The 22,107-nt window shown below is 42.1% G+C and carries 22 protein-coding genes; 8 read left to right on the top strand and 14 right to left on the bottom strand.

What is annotated here, in order from left to right; all coding sequences use genetic code 11:
• Positions 1-131: 131 nt before the first annotated feature.
• Both CDG61_RS12035 and CDG61_RS12030 read right to left on the bottom strand, forming a co-directional pair.
• A complete protein-coding gene (locus CDG61_RS12035) occupies positions 132-758 on the bottom strand; it encodes a superoxide dismutase (RefSeq protein WP_087511856.1) in 627 nt (208 codons plus the stop codon).
• 149 nt (positions 759-907) lie between these two features.
• Positions 908-1,666: a Nif3-like dinuclear metal center hexameric protein gene (locus CDG61_RS12030; RefSeq protein ID WP_087549333.1), complete on the bottom strand. Its 759-nt coding sequence runs from the start codon at positions 1,664-1,666 to the stop codon at positions 908-910.
• A 167-nt stretch (positions 1,667-1,833) separates the two neighbouring features.
• On the opposite strand from CDG61_RS12030, the gene CDG61_RS12025 reads away from it, so the two are divergent.
• Positions 1,834-3,012: a S1C family serine protease gene (locus CDG61_RS12025; RefSeq protein ID WP_087511854.1), complete on the top strand. Its 1,179-nt coding sequence runs from the start codon at positions 1,834-1,836 to the stop codon at positions 3,010-3,012.
• A gap of 126 nt (positions 3,013-3,138) precedes the next feature.
• Here CDG61_RS12025 and CDG61_RS12020 read toward each other — a convergent pair whose 3' ends face one another.
• Both CDG61_RS12020 and CDG61_RS12015 read right to left on the bottom strand, forming a co-directional pair.
• The gene (locus tag CDG61_RS12020; RefSeq protein ID WP_394357218.1) at positions 3,139-3,681 is read right to left on the bottom strand and encodes a DUF2239 family protein; all 543 of its coding nucleotides are present in this window, start codon (positions 3,679-3,681) and stop codon (positions 3,139-3,141) included.
• 184 nt (positions 3,682-3,865) lie between these two features.
• Entirely contained in the window at positions 3,866-4,201 is a 336-nt protein-coding gene (locus tag CDG61_RS12015) for a thioredoxin family protein (RefSeq protein ID WP_087549639.1), read from the bottom strand.
• 140 nt (positions 4,202-4,341) lie between these two features.
• Here CDG61_RS12015 and CDG61_RS12010 point away from each other — a divergent pair, with 140 nt between their 5' ends.
• Positions 4,342-5,334, top strand: a complete 993-nt coding sequence (locus CDG61_RS12010) for an NAD(P)H-quinone oxidoreductase (RefSeq protein ID WP_087549331.1) — start codon at positions 4,342-4,344, stop codon at positions 5,332-5,334.
• Between the two features lie 83 nt (positions 5,335-5,417).
• Here the strand turns inward: CDG61_RS12010 and CDG61_RS12005 are convergent, their stop codons facing one another.
• A complete protein-coding gene (locus CDG61_RS12005) occupies positions 5,418-5,645 on the bottom strand; it encodes a hypothetical protein (RefSeq protein WP_228199573.1) in 228 nt (75 codons plus the stop codon).
• Between the two features lie 182 nt (positions 5,646-5,827).
• Here CDG61_RS12005 and CDG61_RS12000 point away from each other — a divergent pair, with 182 nt between their 5' ends.
• Positions 5,828-6,334, top strand: a complete 507-nt coding sequence (locus CDG61_RS12000; RefSeq protein WP_087549330.1) for a hypothetical protein — start codon at positions 5,828-5,830, stop codon at positions 6,332-6,334.
• A 126-nt stretch (positions 6,335-6,460) separates the two neighbouring features.
• Here CDG61_RS12000 and CDG61_RS11995 read toward each other — a convergent pair whose 3' ends face one another.
• The 3 genes from CDG61_RS11995 to CDG61_RS11985 form a co-directional block, all read right to left on the bottom strand.
• The gene (locus CDG61_RS11995) at positions 6,461-7,801 is read right to left on the bottom strand and encodes a CitMHS family transporter (RefSeq protein WP_087549329.1); all 1,341 of its coding nucleotides are present in this window, start codon (positions 7,799-7,801) and stop codon (positions 6,461-6,463) included.
• A gap of 359 nt (positions 7,802-8,160) precedes the next feature.
• On the bottom strand, positions 8,161-9,486 hold the full coding sequence (locus CDG61_RS11990) for a hemolysin family protein (protein ID WP_087511849.1): 1,326 nt from the start codon (positions 9,484-9,486) through the stop codon (positions 8,161-8,163).
• Between the two features lie 128 nt (positions 9,487-9,614).
• Positions 9,615-10,604, bottom strand: a complete 990-nt coding sequence (locus tag CDG61_RS11985) for a LysR family transcriptional regulator (RefSeq protein WP_087511848.1) — start codon at positions 10,602-10,604, stop codon at positions 9,615-9,617.
• Positions 10,605-11,244: 640 nt separating this feature from the next.
• On the opposite strand from CDG61_RS11985, the gene CDG61_RS11980 reads away from it, so the two are divergent.
• On the top strand, positions 11,245-12,846 hold the full coding sequence (locus tag CDG61_RS11980; protein ID WP_087549328.1) for an isocitrate lyase: 1,602 nt from the start codon (positions 11,245-11,247) through the stop codon (positions 12,844-12,846).
• A gap of 130 nt (positions 12,847-12,976) precedes the next feature.
• Here CDG61_RS11980 and CDG61_RS11975 read toward each other — a convergent pair whose 3' ends face one another.
• On the bottom strand, positions 12,977-13,471 hold the full coding sequence (locus CDG61_RS11975; protein ID WP_087549327.1) for a copper resistance protein NlpE: 495 nt from the start codon (positions 13,469-13,471) through the stop codon (positions 12,977-12,979).
• A gap of 473 nt (positions 13,472-13,944) precedes the next feature.
• Here CDG61_RS11975 and CDG61_RS11970 point away from each other — a divergent pair, with 473 nt between their 5' ends.
• Entirely contained in the window at positions 13,945-14,541 is a 597-nt protein-coding gene (locus CDG61_RS11970; protein WP_087549326.1) for a 1-acyl-sn-glycerol-3-phosphate acyltransferase, read from the top strand.
• 98 nt (positions 14,542-14,639) lie between these two features.
• On the opposite strand, the gene CDG61_RS11965 is transcribed toward CDG61_RS11970, so the two are convergent.
• Positions 14,640-14,969, bottom strand: a complete 330-nt coding sequence (locus tag CDG61_RS11965; protein ID WP_087549325.1) for a hypothetical protein — start codon at positions 14,967-14,969, stop codon at positions 14,640-14,642.
• A gap of 128 nt (positions 14,970-15,097) precedes the next feature.
• Positions 15,098-15,859, bottom strand: a complete 762-nt coding sequence (locus CDG61_RS11960; RefSeq protein WP_087549324.1) for a 3-oxoacyl-ACP reductase — start codon at positions 15,857-15,859, stop codon at positions 15,098-15,100.
• A gap of 235 nt (positions 15,860-16,094) precedes the next feature.
• Here CDG61_RS11960 and CDG61_RS11955 point away from each other — a divergent pair, with 235 nt between their 5' ends.
• Positions 16,095-16,511: a hypothetical protein gene (locus CDG61_RS11955; RefSeq protein WP_147387791.1), complete on the top strand. Its 417-nt coding sequence runs from the start codon at positions 16,095-16,097 to the stop codon at positions 16,509-16,511.
• A gap of 9 nt (positions 16,512-16,520) precedes the next feature.
• Here the strand turns inward: CDG61_RS11955 and CDG61_RS11950 are convergent, their stop codons facing one another.
• From CDG61_RS11950 to mrdA, 3 genes are all read right to left on the bottom strand, one after another.
• A complete protein-coding gene (locus CDG61_RS11950; RefSeq protein WP_087549322.1) occupies positions 16,521-17,255 on the bottom strand; it encodes a sulfite exporter TauE/SafE family protein in 735 nt (244 codons plus the stop codon).
• Positions 17,256-17,420: 165 nt separating this feature from the next.
• Positions 17,421-17,966 (bottom strand): 16S rRNA (guanine(966)-N(2))-methyltransferase RsmD, encoded by a 546-nt coding sequence (gene rsmD, locus CDG61_RS11945; protein ID WP_087549321.1) that lies wholly within the window; start codon positions 17,964-17,966, stop codon positions 17,421-17,423.
• Between the two features lie 3 nt (positions 17,967-17,969).
• Positions 17,970-19,949: a penicillin-binding protein 2 gene (gene mrdA, locus CDG61_RS11940; protein ID WP_087549320.1), complete on the bottom strand. Its 1,980-nt coding sequence runs from the start codon at positions 19,947-19,949 to the stop codon at positions 17,970-17,972.
• A 247-nt stretch (positions 19,950-20,196) separates the two neighbouring features.
• Here mrdA and CDG61_RS11935 point away from each other — a divergent pair, with 247 nt between their 5' ends.
• Together CDG61_RS11935 and CDG61_RS11930 are read left to right on the top strand one after the other, a co-directional pair.
• The gene (locus CDG61_RS11935) at positions 20,197-20,715 is read left to right on the top strand and encodes a hypothetical protein (RefSeq protein WP_087549319.1); all 519 of its coding nucleotides are present in this window, start codon (positions 20,197-20,199) and stop codon (positions 20,713-20,715) included.
• A gap of 65 nt (positions 20,716-20,780) precedes the next feature.
• Entirely contained in the window at positions 20,781-22,097 is a 1,317-nt protein-coding gene (locus CDG61_RS11930; RefSeq protein WP_087511837.1) for a hypothetical protein, read from the top strand.
• The last annotated feature ends 10 nt before the right edge of the window (positions 22,098-22,107 follow it).

Genomic DNA, 22,107 nt, shown 5'->3' with positions numbered 1-22,107 from the left:
TATGGCCATTGTTATACGATGTTCTTTTTATTGGGAAATACTTTTTATATGCTGATAAAAAATCGCTCTGTGAAAGAGCGATTTTTGTAAATAATTCAACTGATATTCAGCTGAGTCCTTACGGACTTCAATTATTTTTCAACGCCAGCAGCAAGACCTGCATATTTAGCATTTGCATAGTCCCAGTTTACCAGGCTTTCAAGGAAAGTTTTGATATAAACTGGACGTGCATTACGGAAGTCGATGTAGTAAGCGTGTTCCCATACGTCAATTGTTAATACTGCAACTTTACCGTGAGCAAGTGGAGTATCTGCATTTGAAGTTTTCAGGATAGAAAGTTCGCCATTTACTTTGTCAGCAACCAGCCAAGCCCAACCTGAACCAAACTGAGTCGTTGCAGCAGCAGCGAATTCTTCAGCAAATTTTTCATAAGAACCGAAAGCTTCATCAATTTTAGCAGCCAGAGCGCCTGTTGCAGCACCGCCACCGTTTTTAGCCATACAGTTCCAGTAGAATGTGTGGTTCCATACTTGAGCAGCGTTATTGAAAACACCTGCTTTAGAAGCATCGCCAGCAACAGCTGTGATGATTTCTTCTAAAGATTTACCTTCAAGGTCAGTACCTTTGATCAGGTTGTTCAGGTTTACAACGTATGTGTTGTGGTGTTTGTCATGGTGGAATTCAAGCGTCTCTTTGCTGATGTGTGGCGCTAGATCTTCGTAACCATAAGGAAGTGCTGGTAAAGTAATTGTTGACATGTTTTAAATTCCTTGCAATTTGCTGGGTTTTAACATTAAGTGGCTTTATTGTAATGGATTATTCGACTGATTGTGCATCACTTTAAATAACAATACACAATATAAGCTGAATTAATACGCATAAAGAAAATGCTAAAACCTGAGAAAAATTAAATCGGGTTGTTTAACTCGAAATAACTATACTCAATATTGAACTGTTCTGAAACCGCTTTTGCCAACCGTTGCACACCATAACGTTCCGTTGCATGGTGACCGCATGCAAAATAATGTACCCCCAGTTCTTTGGCTTCATAAAAAGTCCGTTCGCTGACTTCGCCAGAAATATAGGCATCACAATTCTGCTGGGCTGCTTTGCCGATAAAATCCTGTGCGCCGCCGGTACAGAAGCCGACTTTCTGAATCAAGGTTTTCTCCGCAGGCAGATGGATTGCATCAAAAAGCAGACGTTCAGAAACAAAAGATTTAAAAGACTCAGGTGTCATTGCCTGTTTTAAGTAACCAGTATTGCCAATCGGATGCTTTTCTTCAGGGTCAAGTGCTTCCAGGTTTTCCAGTTCCAGCAGGTCGGCTATCGCGGCGTTATTGCCTAATACAGGGTGCGAATCGAGCGGTAAATGATAGGCAACCAGTGAAATATCGTGCTGAATCAGACTTTTGATCCGTTTCCCACGTATTCCTGTAATCGGATACGCTTCACCTTTCCAGAAATAACCATGATGTACAAGCAGCAGATCAGCACCCTGGTCAATCGCTGCATCTACAGCATCCTGAGAAGCTGTTACAGCACATAAAATTTTGCGGACTTCCTGTTTGCCTTCGATCTGTAAGCCGTTAGGGGCATAGTCTTTAAATTCGCCAGTTTTCAGGGTCTGATTGCACCACTGAAGTATGTCCTGAAGTTTAGCCATAAAAATTCTCAAATCTGTTTAGATATCATCAAAGCATAATCTGAATTGTAACTAAAGCATCACAAATCTTTGCTTCTATTTTATGTATCAACTGGTTTTTCGATTTACAATAGGGAAGAAATTACTTAACCATCAACATATTAATAATATTTATAGAGGATATAGACGTGCGCCGGACCTTTACATGGTTACCCTGGGTGTTGCTAATTATCGTAATTATCGGTTTTATTGGCTGGCAGCAATATCAGAAACCGAAAGCTCCCGTTGCTGTAGACGGCATTAAAATGCCTGCCGAAAAAGTTGAACCGCTGATTGATACAACGCGAGCTGGTGGTGTGGTCTCTTACAGTGCAGCCGTGAAAGTTGCAGCACCAGCAGTAGTCAATATTTTTACAACACAAAAAGTTAAACAGCTGGATCACCCACTTTTGAATGATCCGGTTTTCCGTGAGTTTTTTGGAAATCAGATTCCAGATCAGGGGCAGGATCAGAACGAAAACAGCCTGGGCTCAGGGGTAATTGTACGTCCTGATGGTTATATTCTGACCAATAATCATGTGATTGCACAGGCTGATCAGATCGTGGTGGCTTTGCGTGACGGGCGTCGTGCTCAGGCAAAAGTGATTGGAACTGATCCTGACACAGACCTTGCTGTGATTAAAATTGAACTGGATAAATTGCCGGTTCTGCCGTTTAAACTGAGCGGCAATGAAGTTGGGGATGTTGTTCTGGCGATCGGTAACCCATTTGGTGTGGGGCAGACGGTCACGCAGGGGATTGTTTCTGCAACAGGTCGTTCAGATCTTGGTATTAACACCTATGAAGATTTCATTCAGACAGATGCAGCTATTAATCCAGGTAATTCGGGTGGTGCGCTGATTGATGTTGCGGGTAATCTGATTGGTGTAAACACGGCTATTTTCTCTCAGTCGGGCGGATCACTGGGCATTGGTTTCGCGATTCCAGCGAAAATCTGTCAGCAGGTTCTGAACTCTATTTTGAAAGATGGTCGTGTAGTACGTGGCTGGCTGGGGATCAGTCTGCTGCCAGTACAACAGGAAGATATTCTTGGACCTAAGCAGAATGGTGTGGTTGTTGCTGATGTTCTGAAAAATGGTCCTGCAGCTCAGGCCGGTTTACAGCGTGGAGATAAAATTATTCAGGTCGATAACGAAGTGATAACTTCTGCTTCGCATCTGATCAATTATGTTGCACTTCAGGCACCAGGCAGTCAGATTAAAATTCTGGCAGAACGTAATGGTAAAGCGATTACATTTGATGTGGCTGTAGCTGAACGAAAAGCACAAACCAGTGATTCTCAGTTTATTCCATTGCCTAAACGATAAGTTCTTTGCGGCTTCACAGAAACCCAGCTTCAGCTGGGTTTTTTATTGGACTCAAAGGTACTTCCTGCGCTGAATATATGATGTTGAAAACAGGTCAGGGTCAATAATTTTATTTTCCTGAACAGATCAGAACACGGATTCAGTTTTTTTCAAAAGATATGATTTCAAGTCTGCAGGATAATGCTCAATCAGCGCATCAAAAGCTGTTTTATTGCCTTGATACAGTGCTCGGGTCGCTTCTTCATAATGCGGCATATCACCCAGCATAGCAGACATAAAGCGGTCTACAGCCTGTTTAGCCATCATGATATTACTGCTCGATGCAGGATTATTCAGCTCCTGATCAATCAGTTTGCGAATGACAGAGGAGGCACTGGCACTTTGCTGATCAAGCCAGTCCCAGTGTTTCTGTTGCAGAGTCACTTCACGGGATATTACACCCAGCTTAGGACGTCCAACTTTTTTAACTTCGGTTGTTTCACCGTAACGTGCCTGAATATCCTGTGCAGAACCTGAAACGTCAATATCAATCTGCTGTCCGGTCTGATCATTAAAGATCAGGATATTCTGGTCAGTCGGAACATGATTTTTGATCTCTAAGGCAATGTTCAGTAATGAATCACAGCATAGAAGTGTATTGCCTGCAAAGGCACTGTAGGTCTTTTTCATAATAAGCATCCATCAATTTAAAATAATTTTATCAGGGTAAAATTAAACATTAGGCTTATATTACCCGGGTAATAATAAAAAATAAAACAAAAAATGATCATGCTGATGCGATGAACACAGAAAATTAATTGAAGTGTTTATTTATAAAGGAAATAAAATTTTGAAAAATTCAGTGAGATCTGTTTCATGGGGAGATGGATTGTTGAATGATCTGAGTTATTTCTGTCAGGCTTTTTACACCTGCAATTCTTTTGATAATTTGACCCTGATGAAAGATCAGCGTTGTGGGTAGGCCATAGACGTTATAACGTAAACTGACGATTGGGGACTGATCAATATTGACCTTGCCGAATTTTATGGCAGGATCAGAATGGGCAAAGGCGTTTGCTGCCTGTTCGAAAACTGGAAAATTCTGAACACAGGGTGCGCACCAGTCTGCATAAAAACGGATGACAGCAAAACCTTCATACCATTCAAATTCAGAAAAGTTGTCTTCATTATAATGCATGATTATGTTCATTATTTGTTCCATAAAAGCATGATTATCAAGTTGCTGAATGCTGAGCCAATTATACATAAGTCCACTGTTATTCAAACTTCAACCGCTTTATGTTCAAATGGATAAAACTTGAAATGTATTGAATTAAAACGGAAGTCCTTATGTCACAGAGCAGTATGCAACAGGTCATTATCACTGAACCGGGCGGAGTCGAAAAACTGGCTTATGAGCAGGTGGATCTACCACAGCCAGCGGCAGATGAGGTGCTGGTCAAAGTCCATGCGTTTGGTATTAACCGACCGGACATTTTACAACGTCAGGGGCTTTATCCAATGCCGAAAGGCGTAACACCTGTACCTGGGCTGGAAGTGGCAGGTGAGGTGGTTGCAACAGGGGCTGATGTTACACTGTTTAAAGTAGGTGATCGGATTTGTGGACTGACCAATGGCGGTGGTTATGCAGAATACTGTGTTGTCCCTGAAAGTCAGACCATCACCGTGCCAGAGGGAACCAGTTATATACAGGCAGCTGCAATCCCTGAAACATTTTTTACGGTCTGGGCAAATGTCTTCCAGATGGCTCATGCCAAAGCAGGAGAGACGGTACTTGTACATGGCGGTGCAAGTGGGATTGGAACAACGGCTCTAATGTTGTGTAAATCTTTAGGTTTAAGCTCATTTGCAACTGTGGGTTCAGATGAAAAAGTTGCTGCAATCAGCCATTTAACGACTGCGATTAATTATAAAACGCAGGACTTTGAGCAGGTGATCAACGAAAAAACAGAAAATGCAGGCGTGGATATTGTACTGGATATGGTCGGAGCACCGTATTTGGATCAGAATCTCAACCTGTTACGTCGTGATGGCAGACTGGTTTATATTGCCTTTCTGGGTGGAGCAAAAGCCAAAGAAGTCAAACTTGGGCAGATCATGATGAAACGGCTGACCATTACAGGTTCAACTATGCGTGCCCGAAATACTGCAGAAAAAGCGGAAATTGCCAAAGGGCTGATGGAGCATGTTGCGCCACTCTGGGCAAAAGGAGAATGTTTACCGATGATTTATAAAACTTTTAAGTTTGATCAGATTCAGGATGCACATGCTGCAATGGATACCGGTGATCATATCGGTAAAATTGTGGTGGAAGTGATTTAAAGGCACAGATTTTTCCTGAAGCCAGCATTGAAGGCTTCGGGAAAAACCTCCAGAAGTCATAAATGATCAATACCGTTTTAGGATCAGTCGAAAATTTTAGATAACAGTAAGCGTACTGGCAGACTGAACAGACGCCACCATGTAAACAGAGGCAATGTGAAGAAATTTTCGTAACTGAGCGTGCTGTTATATTTGCTGCGCTCTCTGTGTTTATAAGCGGGTGGTGTAATCACATAGGAAAGAATCAGTAAACCCACTGCTCCAAACAATAAAACAGCCTGGGACTGATGTGCAAAGAAATAATAAATCATATAAAGTGCTGAATAAAAAGAGATGCAGGCAAGAACAGCACTTAAGGAAAAGTTCATCATTATCTATAGTTTAGTCATGATTCTTTGAGGAGAATATCATAGATATCAGCTAAAGTATTTATATCTGTTTTCTGTGTGAAACTATGCGAAAATAGGACATTAATTTTATTTCCAGGACTCCCATGACAGATTCTTCTGCATCTTTAAGCGATATTGAAATTTTGGACATACTTCACTCCATGAAGGATGATGTTCTGAATACAGAAGCACAAGAAATTATCCGAAATGGTGGTAAGGCTGGGCGTCAGGAAGCGCATAAACAGGCACTGGTTGCGCTGAATCAAAGTTTTGAAGAAAAATTTGTTGAAGCTGTTGTTCTTGCACTTGGGCTGAATGATGCTCAGGCAAAGAAAATCCGTTATAAAAAAGACCGTATCCGTATTTTAAAAGCCCGTGGTATTGATTACCTGGAGATTGATGGTGCAGAAACTGCTCAGGTACTGTCTCAGGTTGCACAGGCTATTGTGCGTGAAGATGCGGTCGTGACGCATGACCTGCACAATATTTTTCCTTTCTGGAAAGAAGGCTGGCCAATGGTTCAGTTTGATAATGTTTATAAAATTCTTGAAGATGATATTTCGATTCATTATCAGGCAACGCTGGATGAGCTGTTAAAAAAGCATAACTGATCAGTGATTGTTAGTGTGAACCATGCTGCTTCAGCATGGTGAACTGAAAATATTCAGTTAAAAAAAGCACCCGATACTGGGTGCTTTTTTATTTTATGCTTATGTTATCCGACTGTTACCAGTTTATCAGCCCAGTGTGGAATAAAGAGGGAATATTCCGAACACCAGTGCTGCTACCATCATGACCAGGCAGGTAATAATTGCCCATTTAATCGTGAATTTCTGATGTTGCCCCATTTCGATCCCAGCAAGACCACAGAGCAGATAAGTTGATGGAACCAATGGCGAAAGCAAATGCACTGGCTGCCCAACAATGGAAGCTCGTGCCATTTCTACAGGCGTGATGCCATAATGCGCCGCTGCCTCTGACATGATTGGCAGTACTCCATAGTAAAATGCATCATTGGACATAAAGAATGTCAGTGGCATACTTACAATTGCCGTGATCGGTGCCAGAAAGGGTCCCATACTTTCAGGAATGATTGCCACTAGCTCTTTGGACATGGCATCGACCATACCTGTACCTGCCAGAATTCCGGTAAAAATACCCGCTGCAAAGATAATACCGACAACGTTCAGGGCACTGCCGGCATGGTTGGCGACCAGCGATTTCTGCATATCAACATCTTTATAGTTCACCACCAGCGCAATACACAGCGCAATCATAAACAGAATTGAAAGTGGTAATACACCTTTCACCAGGCAGACCATCAGTACTATGGTAAGCAGGGCATTAAACCAGCGCAGATGGGCGCGGTTGGCTTCTGGATTATTGGAGATCTGAATGTTATCGCCGTGGCTGATGTCCAGTTCAATGATACCCAGACGCTTACGTTCCATACGTCCATACATAAAGCCCAGAAAATATAACCAGGCAATAGCAAACAGCATGGGAATGATCATCGGTACAAAAACATCACTTGGATCGACATGCAGAGCACTCGCTGCACGGGCAGTTGGCCCCCCCCATGGGGTCAGATTCATAATGCCACTTGCCAGCATCATTAACGCTGCCATGATCAATGGACTCATACCCAGCCGTTTATAAAGGGGAAGCATGGCTGCGACACAGATCATATATGTTGTGGAGCCATCTCCATCCAGTGAAACAATAATAGTCAGTGTTATTGTGCCAAGAATAACTTTAAGCGGATCACCCTTAACAAGTCTTAAAATAAATTTTACAGAAGGATCAAATAGCCCTGTATCAATCATGACAGCAAAATAAAGGATAGCGAACAGTAACATGATTCCGGTAGGTGCAAGTTTTTTGACACCGTCCAGCATCATCTCTCCGAGTCCATTCAGCTGGATATGACTCAGACTGTCAATGAAAAAACCAAGACCATAAGCAATCAGTGCAAATAAAACAGGAATCAGTGTCAGTGCAACAAGGGGAGTAAGGCGTCTGGACATGATCAGGTACATAAAGCACAGGATCATGCCTAAACCGAGAATGGTCAGCATGGTTCAATCCTTTGATACAGTTAAATAGATTTCTAATTGTTGTGTTTCGATGACAGATGCTAGGCTGTTTTTTTATAAAATTAAATAATGGTAGGTAAATGTGATTTTTATCAACATTAATTGTAGAAATAGTATTTAATTAACAGTAATTTGTATTACTCATAAACTATGTCAGCGGTATGTGTTTATTTTATTGTGTATTGTTAAGATTATGATTTTTATTAATTTAGTTTTTTATTTATTATCCGTTTGATTTCAGTATCTGAAAATGAATATTTCAGCAATTGATGATTGATTACTATGATTTTAGATATTTTATAAAAAAATACCCTCGTTCATGAGGGTATCAATCGGTATGTTTATTCTTCGGACTGGGCTTCTGGATGCTCTGCTTTTTCCAGTAAGCGGGTCACCAACAGCTGATCTATTTTAAAATGATCGACATCAACCACTTCAAATTTATATCCGCCATAAATCACGGCATCTGCTGGGCGCGGAATTTTACGTAAACGGAACATCATAAAGCCGGCAAGGGTTTCATAATTTTCCTCATCTGGCATTTCATCAATTTCAAGCGCATGTTTAACGTCTTCAATTGGAGTACTGCCTTCAATCAGCCATGAATTGTTGTCACGTTTAATGATCTGCTGATCTTCTTCAATCGGTGTTACCCAGTCACCCATGACCGTAATCATAATGTCGGACAGAGTAATCACGCCAACGACCAGGGCATATTCATTAATCACCACCGCAAATTTCTCTTTGGTGGAGCGGAAGCGGTCAAGTACTTCTGATAAGGTCAGTGTGTCAGGAATAGTCAGTACTGTACGGATGGTATTTTCGTTTAACTGTAATAAAGACTGATTATTTAAAATACGCACCAGAATATCTTTGGCATCCACATAACCAATCACATCATCAATATTTTCACTGCAGACTAAAAACTTGGAATAAGGATATTCGGCAAGTTTCTGACGGATACTTGATTCAGATTCTTTCAGTGTAAAGAACACAACATTTTCACGTGTGGTCATACTTGAGGGAACATTACGCTCTTCCAGCTCAAATACGTTTTCAATAAAGTGGTGTTCCTGTTTCTGCAATACGCCTGCTTGCGCACCGGCATCCATTACCGCAGAAATATCATCAAAAGTAATATTGTCTTCACGGGTGGTGTTCACTTTGAATAAACGGAACAGCAGATTGGCAACGGCATTGATAAACCAGGCAAGTGGTTTACATACCACAATGAAAATCTGAATCGGGTTGATCACTGAAACAGCAATTTTTTCTGGTGCAATCATCGCCATGCGTTTTGGCATGAGGTCTGCAAACAGAATAAATAATGAAGTGACTAAGGTGAATGAAAGGGCAAAGCTGATGGTTTCAGCCCAGGGGCCAACATAGAAACGTGAAACAAATTCAAAGAAATAAGGACGAAATGCCCCTTCACCTAAAATACCGCCCAGGATAGCGACGGCATTTAAGCCAATTTGCGACGCAGCAAAGAAATCAGCAGAGTTCTGCTGTAAGTCGAGGACTTTCTGTGCGCGTTCATCTCCTGATTCGGCAAGAATCTTGAGTTTGACTTTGCGTGCACCAGCAAGTGCAATTTCTGTCAAAGATAAAAAACCTGCCCCTACAATCAGTACCGCGATGATGAGGATATTCTGGAAAAGGCTCACGAATCCACCTGTGGATTTTGATTATTATGAATATTTTTAACACAAAAGCACCAGAAGGTAATATTCAGATATTCCCTTTTGGTGCTGACAGTATAAGCGTAAAACGCGGTATTTAAGAAGCGTCTTGCTTAATAATGTGAAAATTGTGAATTATTCAATAAATATTCACGGTTTTCCTCTTCAATCATCTGACGTGCAACATACAGAATAAGCTGACGTAACCAGCGATGTGCAGGATGGTGATGAAGTAAAGGGCACCATGCCATTTTGAGTTCAAATTCTGGAATATAAAAAGGCGGATCTTTGATCAGCAGACTCTGGTTATTTCCCTGTAAATGTGCAATACGGGATGGAAGTGTGGCAATCAGATCAACATTGGAAGCCAACAGGGCAGGCATCTGGTAATGTCGGGTAAAAACAGAAATTTTACGTTTCTGACCAATACGTTCAAGAGCCTGATCAATCCAGCCTAAACCTGCCTGTTTTTCAGGATTTACACCAAAGCCAACGCCCATTCCTGTTTTTGATACCCAGATATGCTGTGCATCCAGGTAGCTTTTCAGGTTCAGGTTGGTGGCAGCAGGGTGCTTACTGTTCAGCAGACATGAAAAACTGTCACGCCACACCAGCACCTGATGGAAACTTTGTGGAATTTCATTGAAGCGGTTAATCGCAAGATCGACTTTACCCTGTTCCATGTCACGGTAAGACACATCACTCGGTGTTAAAAAGTCGAGTACGACATTGGGTGCTTCAGAACGCAGTGCCTTGACTAAACGCGGAACCAGTGTGGCTTCTGCATAGTCCGAAGTCATAATGCGGAATACACGGTTGGATGTATAAGGGCGGAACTCGGTACGTGGTTCAAGAATCATGGAGAGATCAGAAAGTGCATCACGGATACGCGGTTGCAGTTCCAGTGCCCGTTCTGTCGGTGTCATTCCTTCAGAAGAGCGGATCAGGAGAGGATCATTAAATAAATTACGTAAACGACGCAAAATATTACTCATGGCAGGCTGTGTTACACCTAACTGTTCAGCAGCACGAGTTACATTTTTTTCACGAAGCAGTACATCAAGATAAATTAATAGATTAAGATCGACCCGCTCCAGATTCATAAAATAAATACCGAAAATAAAATCAAGAAATTATTTTGATTATGCCATAAGCGATATAGGTTGTGTATAAAAAAAGATGAATTAAAACGCAGTCTGTAACAGGAAATGGAGATCACTTTTCCCTTTTTGAGCAGCCTGCCTTATTCATGATCTGAGGTGCTTTTTTCACTGGTTTTTTGAGCTTTCTGAGCAGGAACTGAGTTTATCCTTCAGAGGGCTTTATTCAGTATCCAGTCATTCACCATCACTTATTTTTTTTGTGTGATTATTATACTGTAGTGTGTGACATAAAAACTGATTTCAGTTTTAATCTGAAGAGGAAATGCACTTTTTTACAAAAGCACGACTTAAGTCTAATAATTAATTTTTAAGCAATATGTTGTTTTTGTGATCACGTTTAAGATTTAAAAAACACATATTAAACAGTAATTTATAAATGTAAATAAATATTATAATACGACTTTGATCTATGTATTTTTTAAATAAATACTGGGAATTAACGCAGAATATTGGATTAATTATTTGACTCAAACTAAGCTAAGTCCATAACAGCGAAGTGTATTAAATCTGAACAATTTATTCCGAGCAGGTTTAGCACTTTAATTGATGAAATCCTAAATATTATATACAGGAACATATCATGTCTACATACTTAACAGCGATTGATGCAATCCGTGAATTAAAAGCAAAATTCGGAAGCACCTGGCGCGATATCAGCCCAGAAGATGCTGCACGTATGCAAATGCAAAACCGTTTTAAAACCGGTTTAGACATTGCTAAATATACAGCTGCGATTATGCGTCGTGATATGGCTGCTTATGATGCAGACTCAAGCAAATACACTCAGTCATTAGGTTGCTGGCACGGTTTCATCGCGCAACAGAAAATGATTGCGAACAAAAAATACTTCGGTACTACTGAACGTCGTTATATCTACCTTTCTGGTTGGATGGTTGCTGCACTTCGTTCAGAATTTGGTCCACTTCCTGACCAGTCAATGCACGAAAAAACTTCAGTTCCTGCGTTAATCGAAGAAATCTATACTTTCCTTCGCCAGGCTGATGCTAAAGAATTAAACGATCTGTTCCGTGCACTTAAAAAAGCACAGGAAGCTGGTGATACTGCTAAAGCTGCTGAAATCACTGCTCAAATCGATGGTTTCCAGACTCACGTTGTGCCAATTATTGCGGACATCGACGCTGGTTTCGGTAACGAAGAAGCGACTTACTTACTTGCTCGTAAAATGATCGAAGCTGGTGCTTGTGCACTGCAGATCGAAAACCAGGTTTCTGACGCTAAACAGTGTGGTCACCAGGCTGGTAAAGTAACAGTTCCACACGAAGACTTCATCGCTAAAATCCATGCATTACGTTATGCATTCTTAGAAATGGGTCTTGACGACGGTATCATCGTTGCGCGTACTGACTCTGAAGGCGCTGACTTGACTCAGAAAATCCCAGTGGTTAAAGAGCCAGGCGACATCGCTTCTCAGTACATCAGCTACTTAGATACAGTTGAAATCGACATCGCTGAAGCTCAGGAAGATGAAATCCTGATCAAACGTAACGGTAAATTACACCGTCCTAAGCGTTTAGCTTCTGGTTTGTATCAGTTCCGTGAAGGCACCCAGATTGACCGCGTTGTACTTGACTGTGTGTCAAGCTTACAGAACGGTGCTGACCTTCTGTGGATCGAAACTGCGACTCCAAACGTTGAAGAAATCGCTCACATGGTGAACCGTGTTAAAGAAACAGTTCCAAATGCGAAACTTGTTTATAACAACTCTCCATCGTTCAACTGGACTTTAAACTTCCGTCAGCAAGCATACGACCGTTGGGTTGCTGAAGGTAAAGACGTTTCTGCTTACGACCGTGCTAAATTAATGAGCGCTGAGTACGATGCAACTGAATTAGCTGCTGATGCTGATGAAAAAGTTCGTACATTCCAGGCAGATGCTTCTCGTGAAGCGGGTGTATTCCATCACCTGATCACTCTTCCGACTTACCACACAGCTGCTCTGTCTACTCACGAGCTTGCTCAAGGTTACTTCGGTTCTGAAGGTATGCTGGCTTATGTTGCTGGTGTACAGCGTAAAGAAATCCGTGGCGGTATTGCTTGTGTTAAACACCAGGCAATGGCTGGTTCTGACATCGGTGATGATCACAAAGAAATCTTCTCTGGTGACAACGCTCTTAAAGCGCATGATGATGCTAAAAACACAATGAACCAGTTCGGTGGTTAATCCTCCCGAGTGATTCAAAAAACCCAGCGAAAGCTGGGTTTTTTTTATGGAGAAATTAAAGCCAGTGAACAGCGAGCTGTGAATTATTTCAGAATAATGGATACAGTATTTTGTTCCTTAAAGCTGAATGTCAGCGCAACTCTTTCTGCAGCTTGTAGTTCAGTTTTGTTTCAAGCGCCTTTCCGGTTTCTATATCGCGTGCTTCTACAAAGTTTTCACCGACAAAGAACTTTCTGTTTTCTGCTGCTTTATCCAGGGTGATGATGGATGGATTGTCCTGATCAAAGCTGAAAGTGCCTTTGACCTTAAATTCATTGCCTGTACCTTTACCCTGGTATTTTTCAGTCAGTTCATAGGTTTTATCTGATTTAAGTTCAAGTTCAGTTTCAATGCCTGAGCAGTCAGCACATGGGAAAACGCCTTTGTATTCACCTGCCCAGTCCAGTGATGTTTCAGCGCTGTCAGCAACAGGAAGCTGGCTTGAAGATGCCGGATTTTCAGCAGTTGGAGTAGTGGATTCTACAGTCGATGGAGTTGATGGTTCCTCCGTTTTTGGTTTATTACAGGCAGTGAGACCCAAAGTGGTGATCACAGCAAGGCTGAGAGCAATATATGTCTTTTTCATTGGATTATCCTGGAAAAGCGTTGTTTTATTCATCAGAAATTAAAACATAACATAGTGCCTGGTGCTTGTCAGAGTAATGTTAAAACTTGTGGGACAGAGAGGCGTGTAATTTAAGCATGACTCTGATGGCAGGCTGTATTACTGGCAAAATAGACCATAAAAGACAGCAGTAAATTTTAGGAAATTGGATATCTGGAAAAGAAATAAGATCAGATGGTCTGGAAATTTCTGAGGGTGAGCATTTAAGGCTGATCTGATAATTTTTATTAAAAATAAGCAGTGTGTGAAATTTTTAGCATGTAAATAATTACAATATGAAAATTAAGTGTTTTTCAGCCTTTATGAAGTTTAAAAAAACTGAAATAAATTCTTATACATTTATATATTAATTGTATGTTTTATCTGCATTTATGACTGTTTAATCTGTGCGTCATTGGTACAATTCGCACAAATTTTATATTGCGAAATATACCATGTTCGAAAAAATGGCAGAACAAAGTCTGGGGTTGATGGGCTGGAAAATAGATAATCACTGGGATCTGACCCTAGATCAGTGTGTCATGATTGCTGCACCACATACCAGTAACTGGGATGCACTGTATGCCAGGCTTGCTCTGAAGGCATTAGGTGTCAATGTGCGGATCACGATTAAAGACAGTTATATGAAACTGCCATTTGGTCCATTTGTACGCGCAATGGGTGGTATTGGCATTGACCGTCGTCCTAAAAAAGAGGGTGAGCCTCGTCCAAGTATGGTGGATCTGATGAGTGATCTGTTCAGGACACATCAGAAACTGGTCATGCTGATAACCCCTGAAGGTACACGTTCAAAGCAGGAACAGTGGAAAACCGGTTTTTATCATGTCGCAATAAATGCTGGGGTACCGATTGCTCTTGCATATATGGACTATGCGAAAAAGACGACAGGTATTGGAAAAATTGTCTATCCTACTGGGAATTACGAGCAGGATATGGCTGAAATTATGGACTTTTATGCAGGAATCAATCCTAAATATCCGGAGTTGTTCAGTGTGGACCGTCGTTATCATTCTGAGGAAAAGGATGCATAAGACTGACGGATAATGATTTTTGCGTCACAATGAAATATTGAAGCAGAATATATTGATATTCTGCTTTTTTATTTCCAGATCTACAGGCTGTATCTGTTTTATTGATCGGCTGTGACTGTAATCCCGCCAAGACTCTGACAGGCAGAGCGGTAAACAGCGTACTGCTGCTGTACGATTTCACTCAAAGGCATATCAAACAGCTTTTCGCCATTTTTATAACTTTCCACATAAACCTCAACTTTCTGTCGGGTTACTGCAAGTAAGTGCTCATGGTAGCTGGTGATTGAAGTATGAGACATATCCGAACTTTCGATATTGCTACACTGGAACTGAGTCAGCAGTTGTTCAGCATGTTTCAGATCTTTGGATGCACTGAGGGAGCAGGCAGTCAGGACTACATATAGACAGATGATGATGAGGGATTTCATGTGGAGGGGTAGGGCAGAAATAGGCAGATATACCCTGTATTGTATAAAAAACTGGGTACTTATAACTGAAGATACAGGATCTGACTGCTTAAAAAATATCTGGTTGAGAAGCCGTTGATCGGGTCTGATCAGCCCTTGACCAGTCCGCCATCTACAATCAGATTCTGACCTGTCACAGCACGTGAAAAGGGTGATAAAAACATCAGGACTGCATCTGCAAATTCTTCAGGGGTTGTCACCCTGCGTAAAGGTGTGGATGCTGCAATTAAATCAAAGACAGCATCAGGCGTTGCTTTGCTGGCATCGGTTGTCTGCAGCAGTCCACCTGAGAGCATATTGACATTGATGCCATACTGTCCAAGTTCATGCGCTGATGTCCGGGTAAATGCCAGCAGTGCTGCTTTTGCGGCAGTATAGTCATGATAAGGAACAACGGGGTTCTGAACTAGATTGGTACCGATATTGATGATTCTGCCAAACTGTTGTTTTTTCATGTCTTCCAGTGCTGCCTGAGTGGTGTTTAGGGCAGCCTGGACAGCACCGTTAAACTGACTTTGTAAATGTTCAGCTGTAAGCGATGTAAGATCGGGGCGGGCATCACCATTAAATTCAAAGTGTACCAGGGCATTGTTTACAACAGCACTGATCGGGCTGCCGAAATGCTTTTTAGCTGCAAGGAACAGGGCTTTGATCTGATCAGCGTTGGTCACATCTGCCTGAGCACAGAAAACCTGTTCAGGATATTCCTGTTCAAGCTGTTTTGCTGACTGTTCGCTGCTTAAGTAATTGACAATAATTCGAGCTTTTTCACGTAATAAAGCCTTACTTATAGCCAGTCCAAGTCCTCTTGCACCGCCCGTAATTAAAACAATCTGATCTTTAATCTGCATGAAAAAACACTCTTAAATTTTATCTGAGACATTAACAGGTCTGGTCGTATAAGTGAAAGTTTAAGCGCAAGGATAAACATGATTGATCAGATATTTTATTGATAGAACAATAAAATAAATGCTGTTCACATTTTACTTCTCTGTCCTGACTGGGTGTGTTAAAAGTAGCAGATATAAAGCGGTTCAGAACATACAGAGATATGAGTGGTCATGATTTATTTATATGGTCAGTTTAATGCGTAATATTCTTTTATTTTTACTGTTTCAGTCCAGTTGTGTTTTTGCTGAAAATGCAGACATAAAAGATGTCGAAATGGACTCTGAAATGATTGATATTCATGAAGAAGAACAAAAGCAGCTTGCTCAGCAAACTGAAGAAGAAAATCAGGACTATGCTTTACTGAATAATCAGTTTTTTGAAAATGATCTGGTTCGGATTTATAACTATACGGCTTATCAGACAGATGCAGTAAAAGGGAAACTGCTCGATGGCGGTATGGATCAGATCGGTTTACAGGATTTCTATGTCTCTTTTGGTTACGGTATGGAATTTAAAGTAAATCGCTCCAACAGGGTGGGTTATGAATATATTTCAGCTTTTCCATACGATCGGGGGCAAGTGATCCGACTGTTCTGGACATTCAGTTTTTAGTCCATATTTTCAGTGCAACAATACAGTGAGCAGTAAAAAGCATCCCGAGGTAAACAGCAGCGACAGCACAGTATGTTTAAACTGTTTTTCTGAAATTTTATAGAAAAGTCGCGCACCCAGTATAGCTGGAATGCTGACACTGAGTAAAATAGCCCCCATATAAGGCAGATGTTCAGAGTGAATAGTCCCCTGGAAAAGGTAGGCTGCCAAAGTAAAGAGTTGTATACCAAAATTAAAATGTCTGAGAATATAGCGCTGTTCGTCTTTACTCAGATTTTTCAGCATGACCCATGCAGAGGGTAATGAACCACAAAAGCCCCCAAGTCCTCCCAGAATACCTCCAGTAAAGCCAATCAGACTGTCGGCGATTTTTCCAGACTTCTGAATTACGGAAAACTGTGGGTTGAAGAACATCACTGGACACCATAGAACAAGAAACAATCCGAGGATGAATTTGAAAGTTTCAGGGTTGATCAGTACCAGTAAATATGTCCCTATCGGAACGCCGATTATTCCCGCAATAAAATAGGGTAAAACCAGTGAAATATTACTTTTTTGCTTCTGTTCACTGCACATCGAAATGAGGTGACTCCATACCGAGGCAAAAACCACCAGGGGGGCAGCCAGCTGTGGTGAAAGCACCCATACCCAGAACGACATGGCGATTAATGCAAAAGCAAAGCCTGTCAGTCCCTGCACAAAGCCTGCGACTACAGCACCAGAAATAAAAAGTAACCAGGTCATTCAGAAATACAGATAGATAAAAACTGAAGCGTTATTGTAAGAAAAAATACGCATGGTGTGTTGAGGTATTCGCCATTTTAAATGATAAGAAAAATATCATGGGGAAAATGTAGAAAAGGATACAGATAAAAAGGTGCATTCAGTACCTTTTAAAATATCGGGAAATCAGCTTTTCTGAAACAGTCCTGCCTGTACCGTCCCTGCTTTGGTCTGTTTGATCAGTTGCCAGGAGGCAGGTAGTTTCAGCTGTTCCAGTGAACGGTCAGCTTCCACATAAATGAATCCCTGGGTTTTAATCAGCGGATCAGCCAGCATGGACAGTTCTTCCCATAGATCCAGGCTGTAAGGTGGGTCCAGAAAAACCACATCAAACATGCTGTTCAGTGCAGGTAAAACCTTCTGGGCGGTTGATGTTTTCAGCTCCGCATTTTTCGCATTCAGCAGTTTAATATTATTTTTCAGAAATTCAGCCTGGGTACGCTCAGGTTCAATCATCAGCACATGAGATGCGCCACGGGACAGGGCTTCAAAACTCAAAGCTCCAGAGCCTGTACACAGGTCAAGAACAGCAGCATTCTGAATGTCCCACATTAACCAGTTGAACAGTGTTTCCCGGACACGGTCAGGGGTCGGACGTAAGCCCTCAACTGAAGCAAATGGGAGCTGGCGTCGCTTCCATTCTCCACCAATAATTCTGAGCTGATTCTTCATAAATTACTCTGCATCTTCACTGTGTGACGCGGGTGCCTGTGTTGTCGCAGTTGCTGATGATGCAGCGTCAGCACCACTTGGAAGCTCTCCTGGTTTGATACCGGCTGTCATTAAGCCACCGCTGATCTGATGATCTGCAGGACGGACTGGTGTTTTTTTACGTTTAAGCAGCCAGTAGTCAAACAAGGGTTTTGCCAGCTGGGCTGCTGAGCCACCGTGACGACCATTTTCCCATACAACGGCAACAACAATTTCTGGATTTTCAGCGGGAGCAAAACCAATAAACAGACCGTGATCGAGCTGGCGTTCGGTCAGCAGGGATTCATTATAACGTTTACCCTGTGCAATACTTTTGACCTGGGCTGTCCCTGTTTTACCTGCAATGTGATACATCGGGGTTCGGATTCCACGTCCGGTTCCTGACTGTACAACGTCAACCATGGCATCGCGCATTTTTATCCAGTCTTCAGGCTTGCCATTAAACTGGATTTTGCCATCAGGGGCGTTGTGTACAACATATGGCTTCGAACCTTTACTCTCACGCAGGACATGAGGGGTCACGTGTGCTCCCTGATTGGCAGTGATCGCAGTTGCCATTGCCAGCTGTAATGGTGTTGCTGTAAATGCACCCTGACCAATACTGACGGAAATCGTTTCACCCTTCAGCCATTTGCTTTTACGGGTTCGCATTTTCCATTCCTGACTTGGATAGAGCCCCTCACTTTCACTTGGTAAATCCACGCCTGTTTTCTGTCCAAAGCCGAACTGACGCATCCAGTCATTCATTTTATCAATGCCCATCCGATAAGACAGGACATAGAAATAGGTATCACAGGAAACGATCTGTGCTTTATGCATATTGACAGAGCCGTGACCTGTTTTTTTATGGTCACGGAAACGGTGGCTGTCACCGGGTAAAGTAAAGTAACCTGGGTCTGAAATTGCAGTATTCCAGTCCACATAACCATAGTGCAGACCCCCCATACCAAACATGGGTTTAATGGTGGAACCAGGGGGATATGCCCCCTGAACAGCGCGGTTGTAGAGTGGCTGATCCAGGTTGTCTCTTAAAGCGCTGTAATCTGTATGGCTGATACCTGTCACAAACAGATTCGGGTTAAAGCTTGGGCTTGAGACCAGTGCCAGAATTTCACCACTGCGGGGATCCATGGCAACAATGGCACCACGACGTCCTGCAAGCTGTTCCGTTGCTGTGACCTGTAAACCATAATCAATGGACAGATACAGATCATTGCCCCGAACCGGCTCTTTACGACCCAGGTTACGCAGTACATTACCATGGGCATCTGCTTCTACAGACTCATTGCCAGGTACACCATGCAGAAGATCTTCATACGATTTTTCCACCCCGATTTTCCCAATCAGGTTGGTGCCGGCATACAGGTTTTTATCTATACTTTTCAGTTCTTTGTCGTTGATTCGACCGACATAGCCAATGACGTGTGCAAACAGTTCGCCGTGTGGATAATAGCGGGTCATCTGAGTGTCAATGCTGACCCCGGGGAATTTGTATTTGACTTCACTGAATTTGGCAATATCGGCTTCAGTTAAATTCAGTTTCAAAGAAACCCGTTCAGTTTTCTTGGAAGTTTTAATCCGGCTTTTGAAACGGTCAATATCTTCCTGAGTCAGGCTTAGAACTGGAATCAGGCGTTCAACAGTATCATCAATATCTTCGACATCTGCACGGCTCATGGTTGCAGAGAAAACTGGGTAGTTATCTGCCAGTAATATGCCGTTACGGTCATAAATATATCCACGGGCGGGTGCCAGTGGCTGCAGCCGGATACGGTTCTGATCTGAAGCTGTAGAAAACTCATCGAAATGCATTAACTGAAGATAGGCATAACGCGCCACCAGCAACAGCATAAAAAACAGGACAATACCCAGGGAAATGAAAATCCGATTGCGAAAAATGCGCTTCTCTTGCTGGACATTTTTTAAAGGAAAGTGCTGTTTCATATGCAATCGACTTGAACAACTGAAGTGAAAGAAGGGAAATTTAAGGCAGTCATTCTACAGCATGTGCAGGGTGTTGTGATAATTGAAAATTGTATTGGATTAACATATGGATTTATTTTGACGTTTTTGACATTATCGACAGGAAAAAGGTAAAGTCCTGTCTATAAGAAACAGGACAATTCTGCTAAAGTCGAAAATTCAGAAACAAGGCAGTATTAAAATAAAATTAAGGACATTGGTGACAATAATGACAAGAGTTTATTCCTTGCTGGCATGCCTTACGCTGGCAAATGTTGCGTACGCGCAGGATAATCCTTATCTGCCAGAAGCGAAATTAAAGCCAGAAAATGCGGCAGTATGGAATGTCGGGGCAGGGGTGACGCATAAGTTACTGCATATGAATGTCGAATGGGTCAATCCATACGGTATCGCCTATGCAAAAGCAGGTGTATTCTGGAATGGTGATAAAGAACCGGGTGGACAGGTTGGTTTCCGCTATCCTTATCATCTGACTGGAACAGATCAGAACGGTTACTACATTGGCGCCTATGCTGGACATATCGAAAGCAAGGAAGTTGATGGTGAAGATAAAGCCCGACTCGGAGCAGGTGTGGATCTGTCATATGTGATGCTCAGTAAAGAGCGGATCAGCACATTCAGTGTGGGAATCGGAGCAGGTGAAAAACTTGAAGACCGTTATGGAAATACAGTGGCGGACATAAATCCAAAGCTACAAATCTCCTATACATTAAGTATTGGCTTGTAAATAACAATGATCAATCCTGAAGTATAAACGGAATCATGTAATTAAAATTAATATGGAAAATATGCATGCTCGAATGGGTTAATGAAGTATGGCAGGCCTTTCTGAATCGTCCTGATTTCTGGGCTGTGCTCAGTATTATACCTGTAACTGCTTTTGTTACCTGGGCACATGTGTGGATGGCACTGAAAATGGTGTTCTATCCATTAAATTTCTGGGGCTTTCACCTTGGACCATTGCCTGTTGGCTGGCAAGGTATTGTACCGCGTAAAGCAGGACGCATTTCAGGGATCATCACAGATAACACCCTGTCAAAATTGGGATCGCTGAAAGAGTTTCTTGAGGCAATGGATCCGGAGGACATGGCACGTATAATCGGTGAACAGGTTGGATTTGAACTTGAACACCTGATTGATGAAGTCATGATTGACCGTAATGCAGTGCTCTGGGAAAATCTGCCCTATTCAATCAAACGCAGAATTTATGGTCAGGCACATAAACAGTTGCCAGGTATCTTAAGGGAACTCGTGACTGAGCTGACCATGAACGTCGAGTCACTTGTGGATATGCGTGAAATGGTGGTCAGCCAGATGGAAGGTGATCGCCGTTTAATGGTGAGAATGTTCCTGAAAGTTGGACAGAAAGAGATCAACTTTATCTGGCATATCAGTGCGCTAATCGGTATGTTTTTCGGTATATTCCAGATGATTGTCTGGTTTGTCGTGCCATGGCACTGGACTGTACCGTTTTGGGCTTCAATATGGGGTTTTCTGACCAACTGGATTGCAATCTGGATGGTATTCAACCCGATTGAACCGCACTATATCCGCTACCCGCAATTCTTTGAACGTACTGAAAACAGAAAGTTTCCGTGGATTAAACCTGTGATTCCCCGTTTAGGAACCTATAATGTCCAGGGTGCATTCATGAAACGTCAGGATGAAGTATCGGATGTGTTTGCAAGTGTAGTCACAGAAGACCTGATTACGTTAAAATCAATCATGACAGAAATGATGTATGGTGGGAAAAAAGACAAAACCCGCCGTATTGTTAAACGCCACATCAATGAAATCATGGAAACTCCGCTTGTGCGTACTTCTTTACAGTTGTCTCTTGGACCAAAAGAATACGCAAGACTCAAGACAGACTTGATTGATCGGTCAATTGAAATTACGATGGTGCCTGTATGCGACCCTGCGTTTAATGCGAGCCGTGCACAGAAAATCTATCAGATGTTCAGAGATCGTATTCGTGAACTGACTCCGAAAGAATTTCAGAACCTGTTACGTCCTGCATTTCAGGAAGACGAATGGATTCTGATTGTCCTTGGGGGGGTAACCGGGTTTTTAGCTGGTTTAATACATTTGTTTGTGGCTTTCTTATAATTAGATGCTG

This window comes from Acinetobacter sp. WCHAc010052 (genome assembly GCF_002165295.2).
GTDB lineage: Bacteria > Pseudomonadota > Gammaproteobacteria > Pseudomonadales > Moraxellaceae > Acinetobacter > Acinetobacter chinensis.
This window is presented reverse-complemented; position numbering and strand designations above follow the sequence as displayed.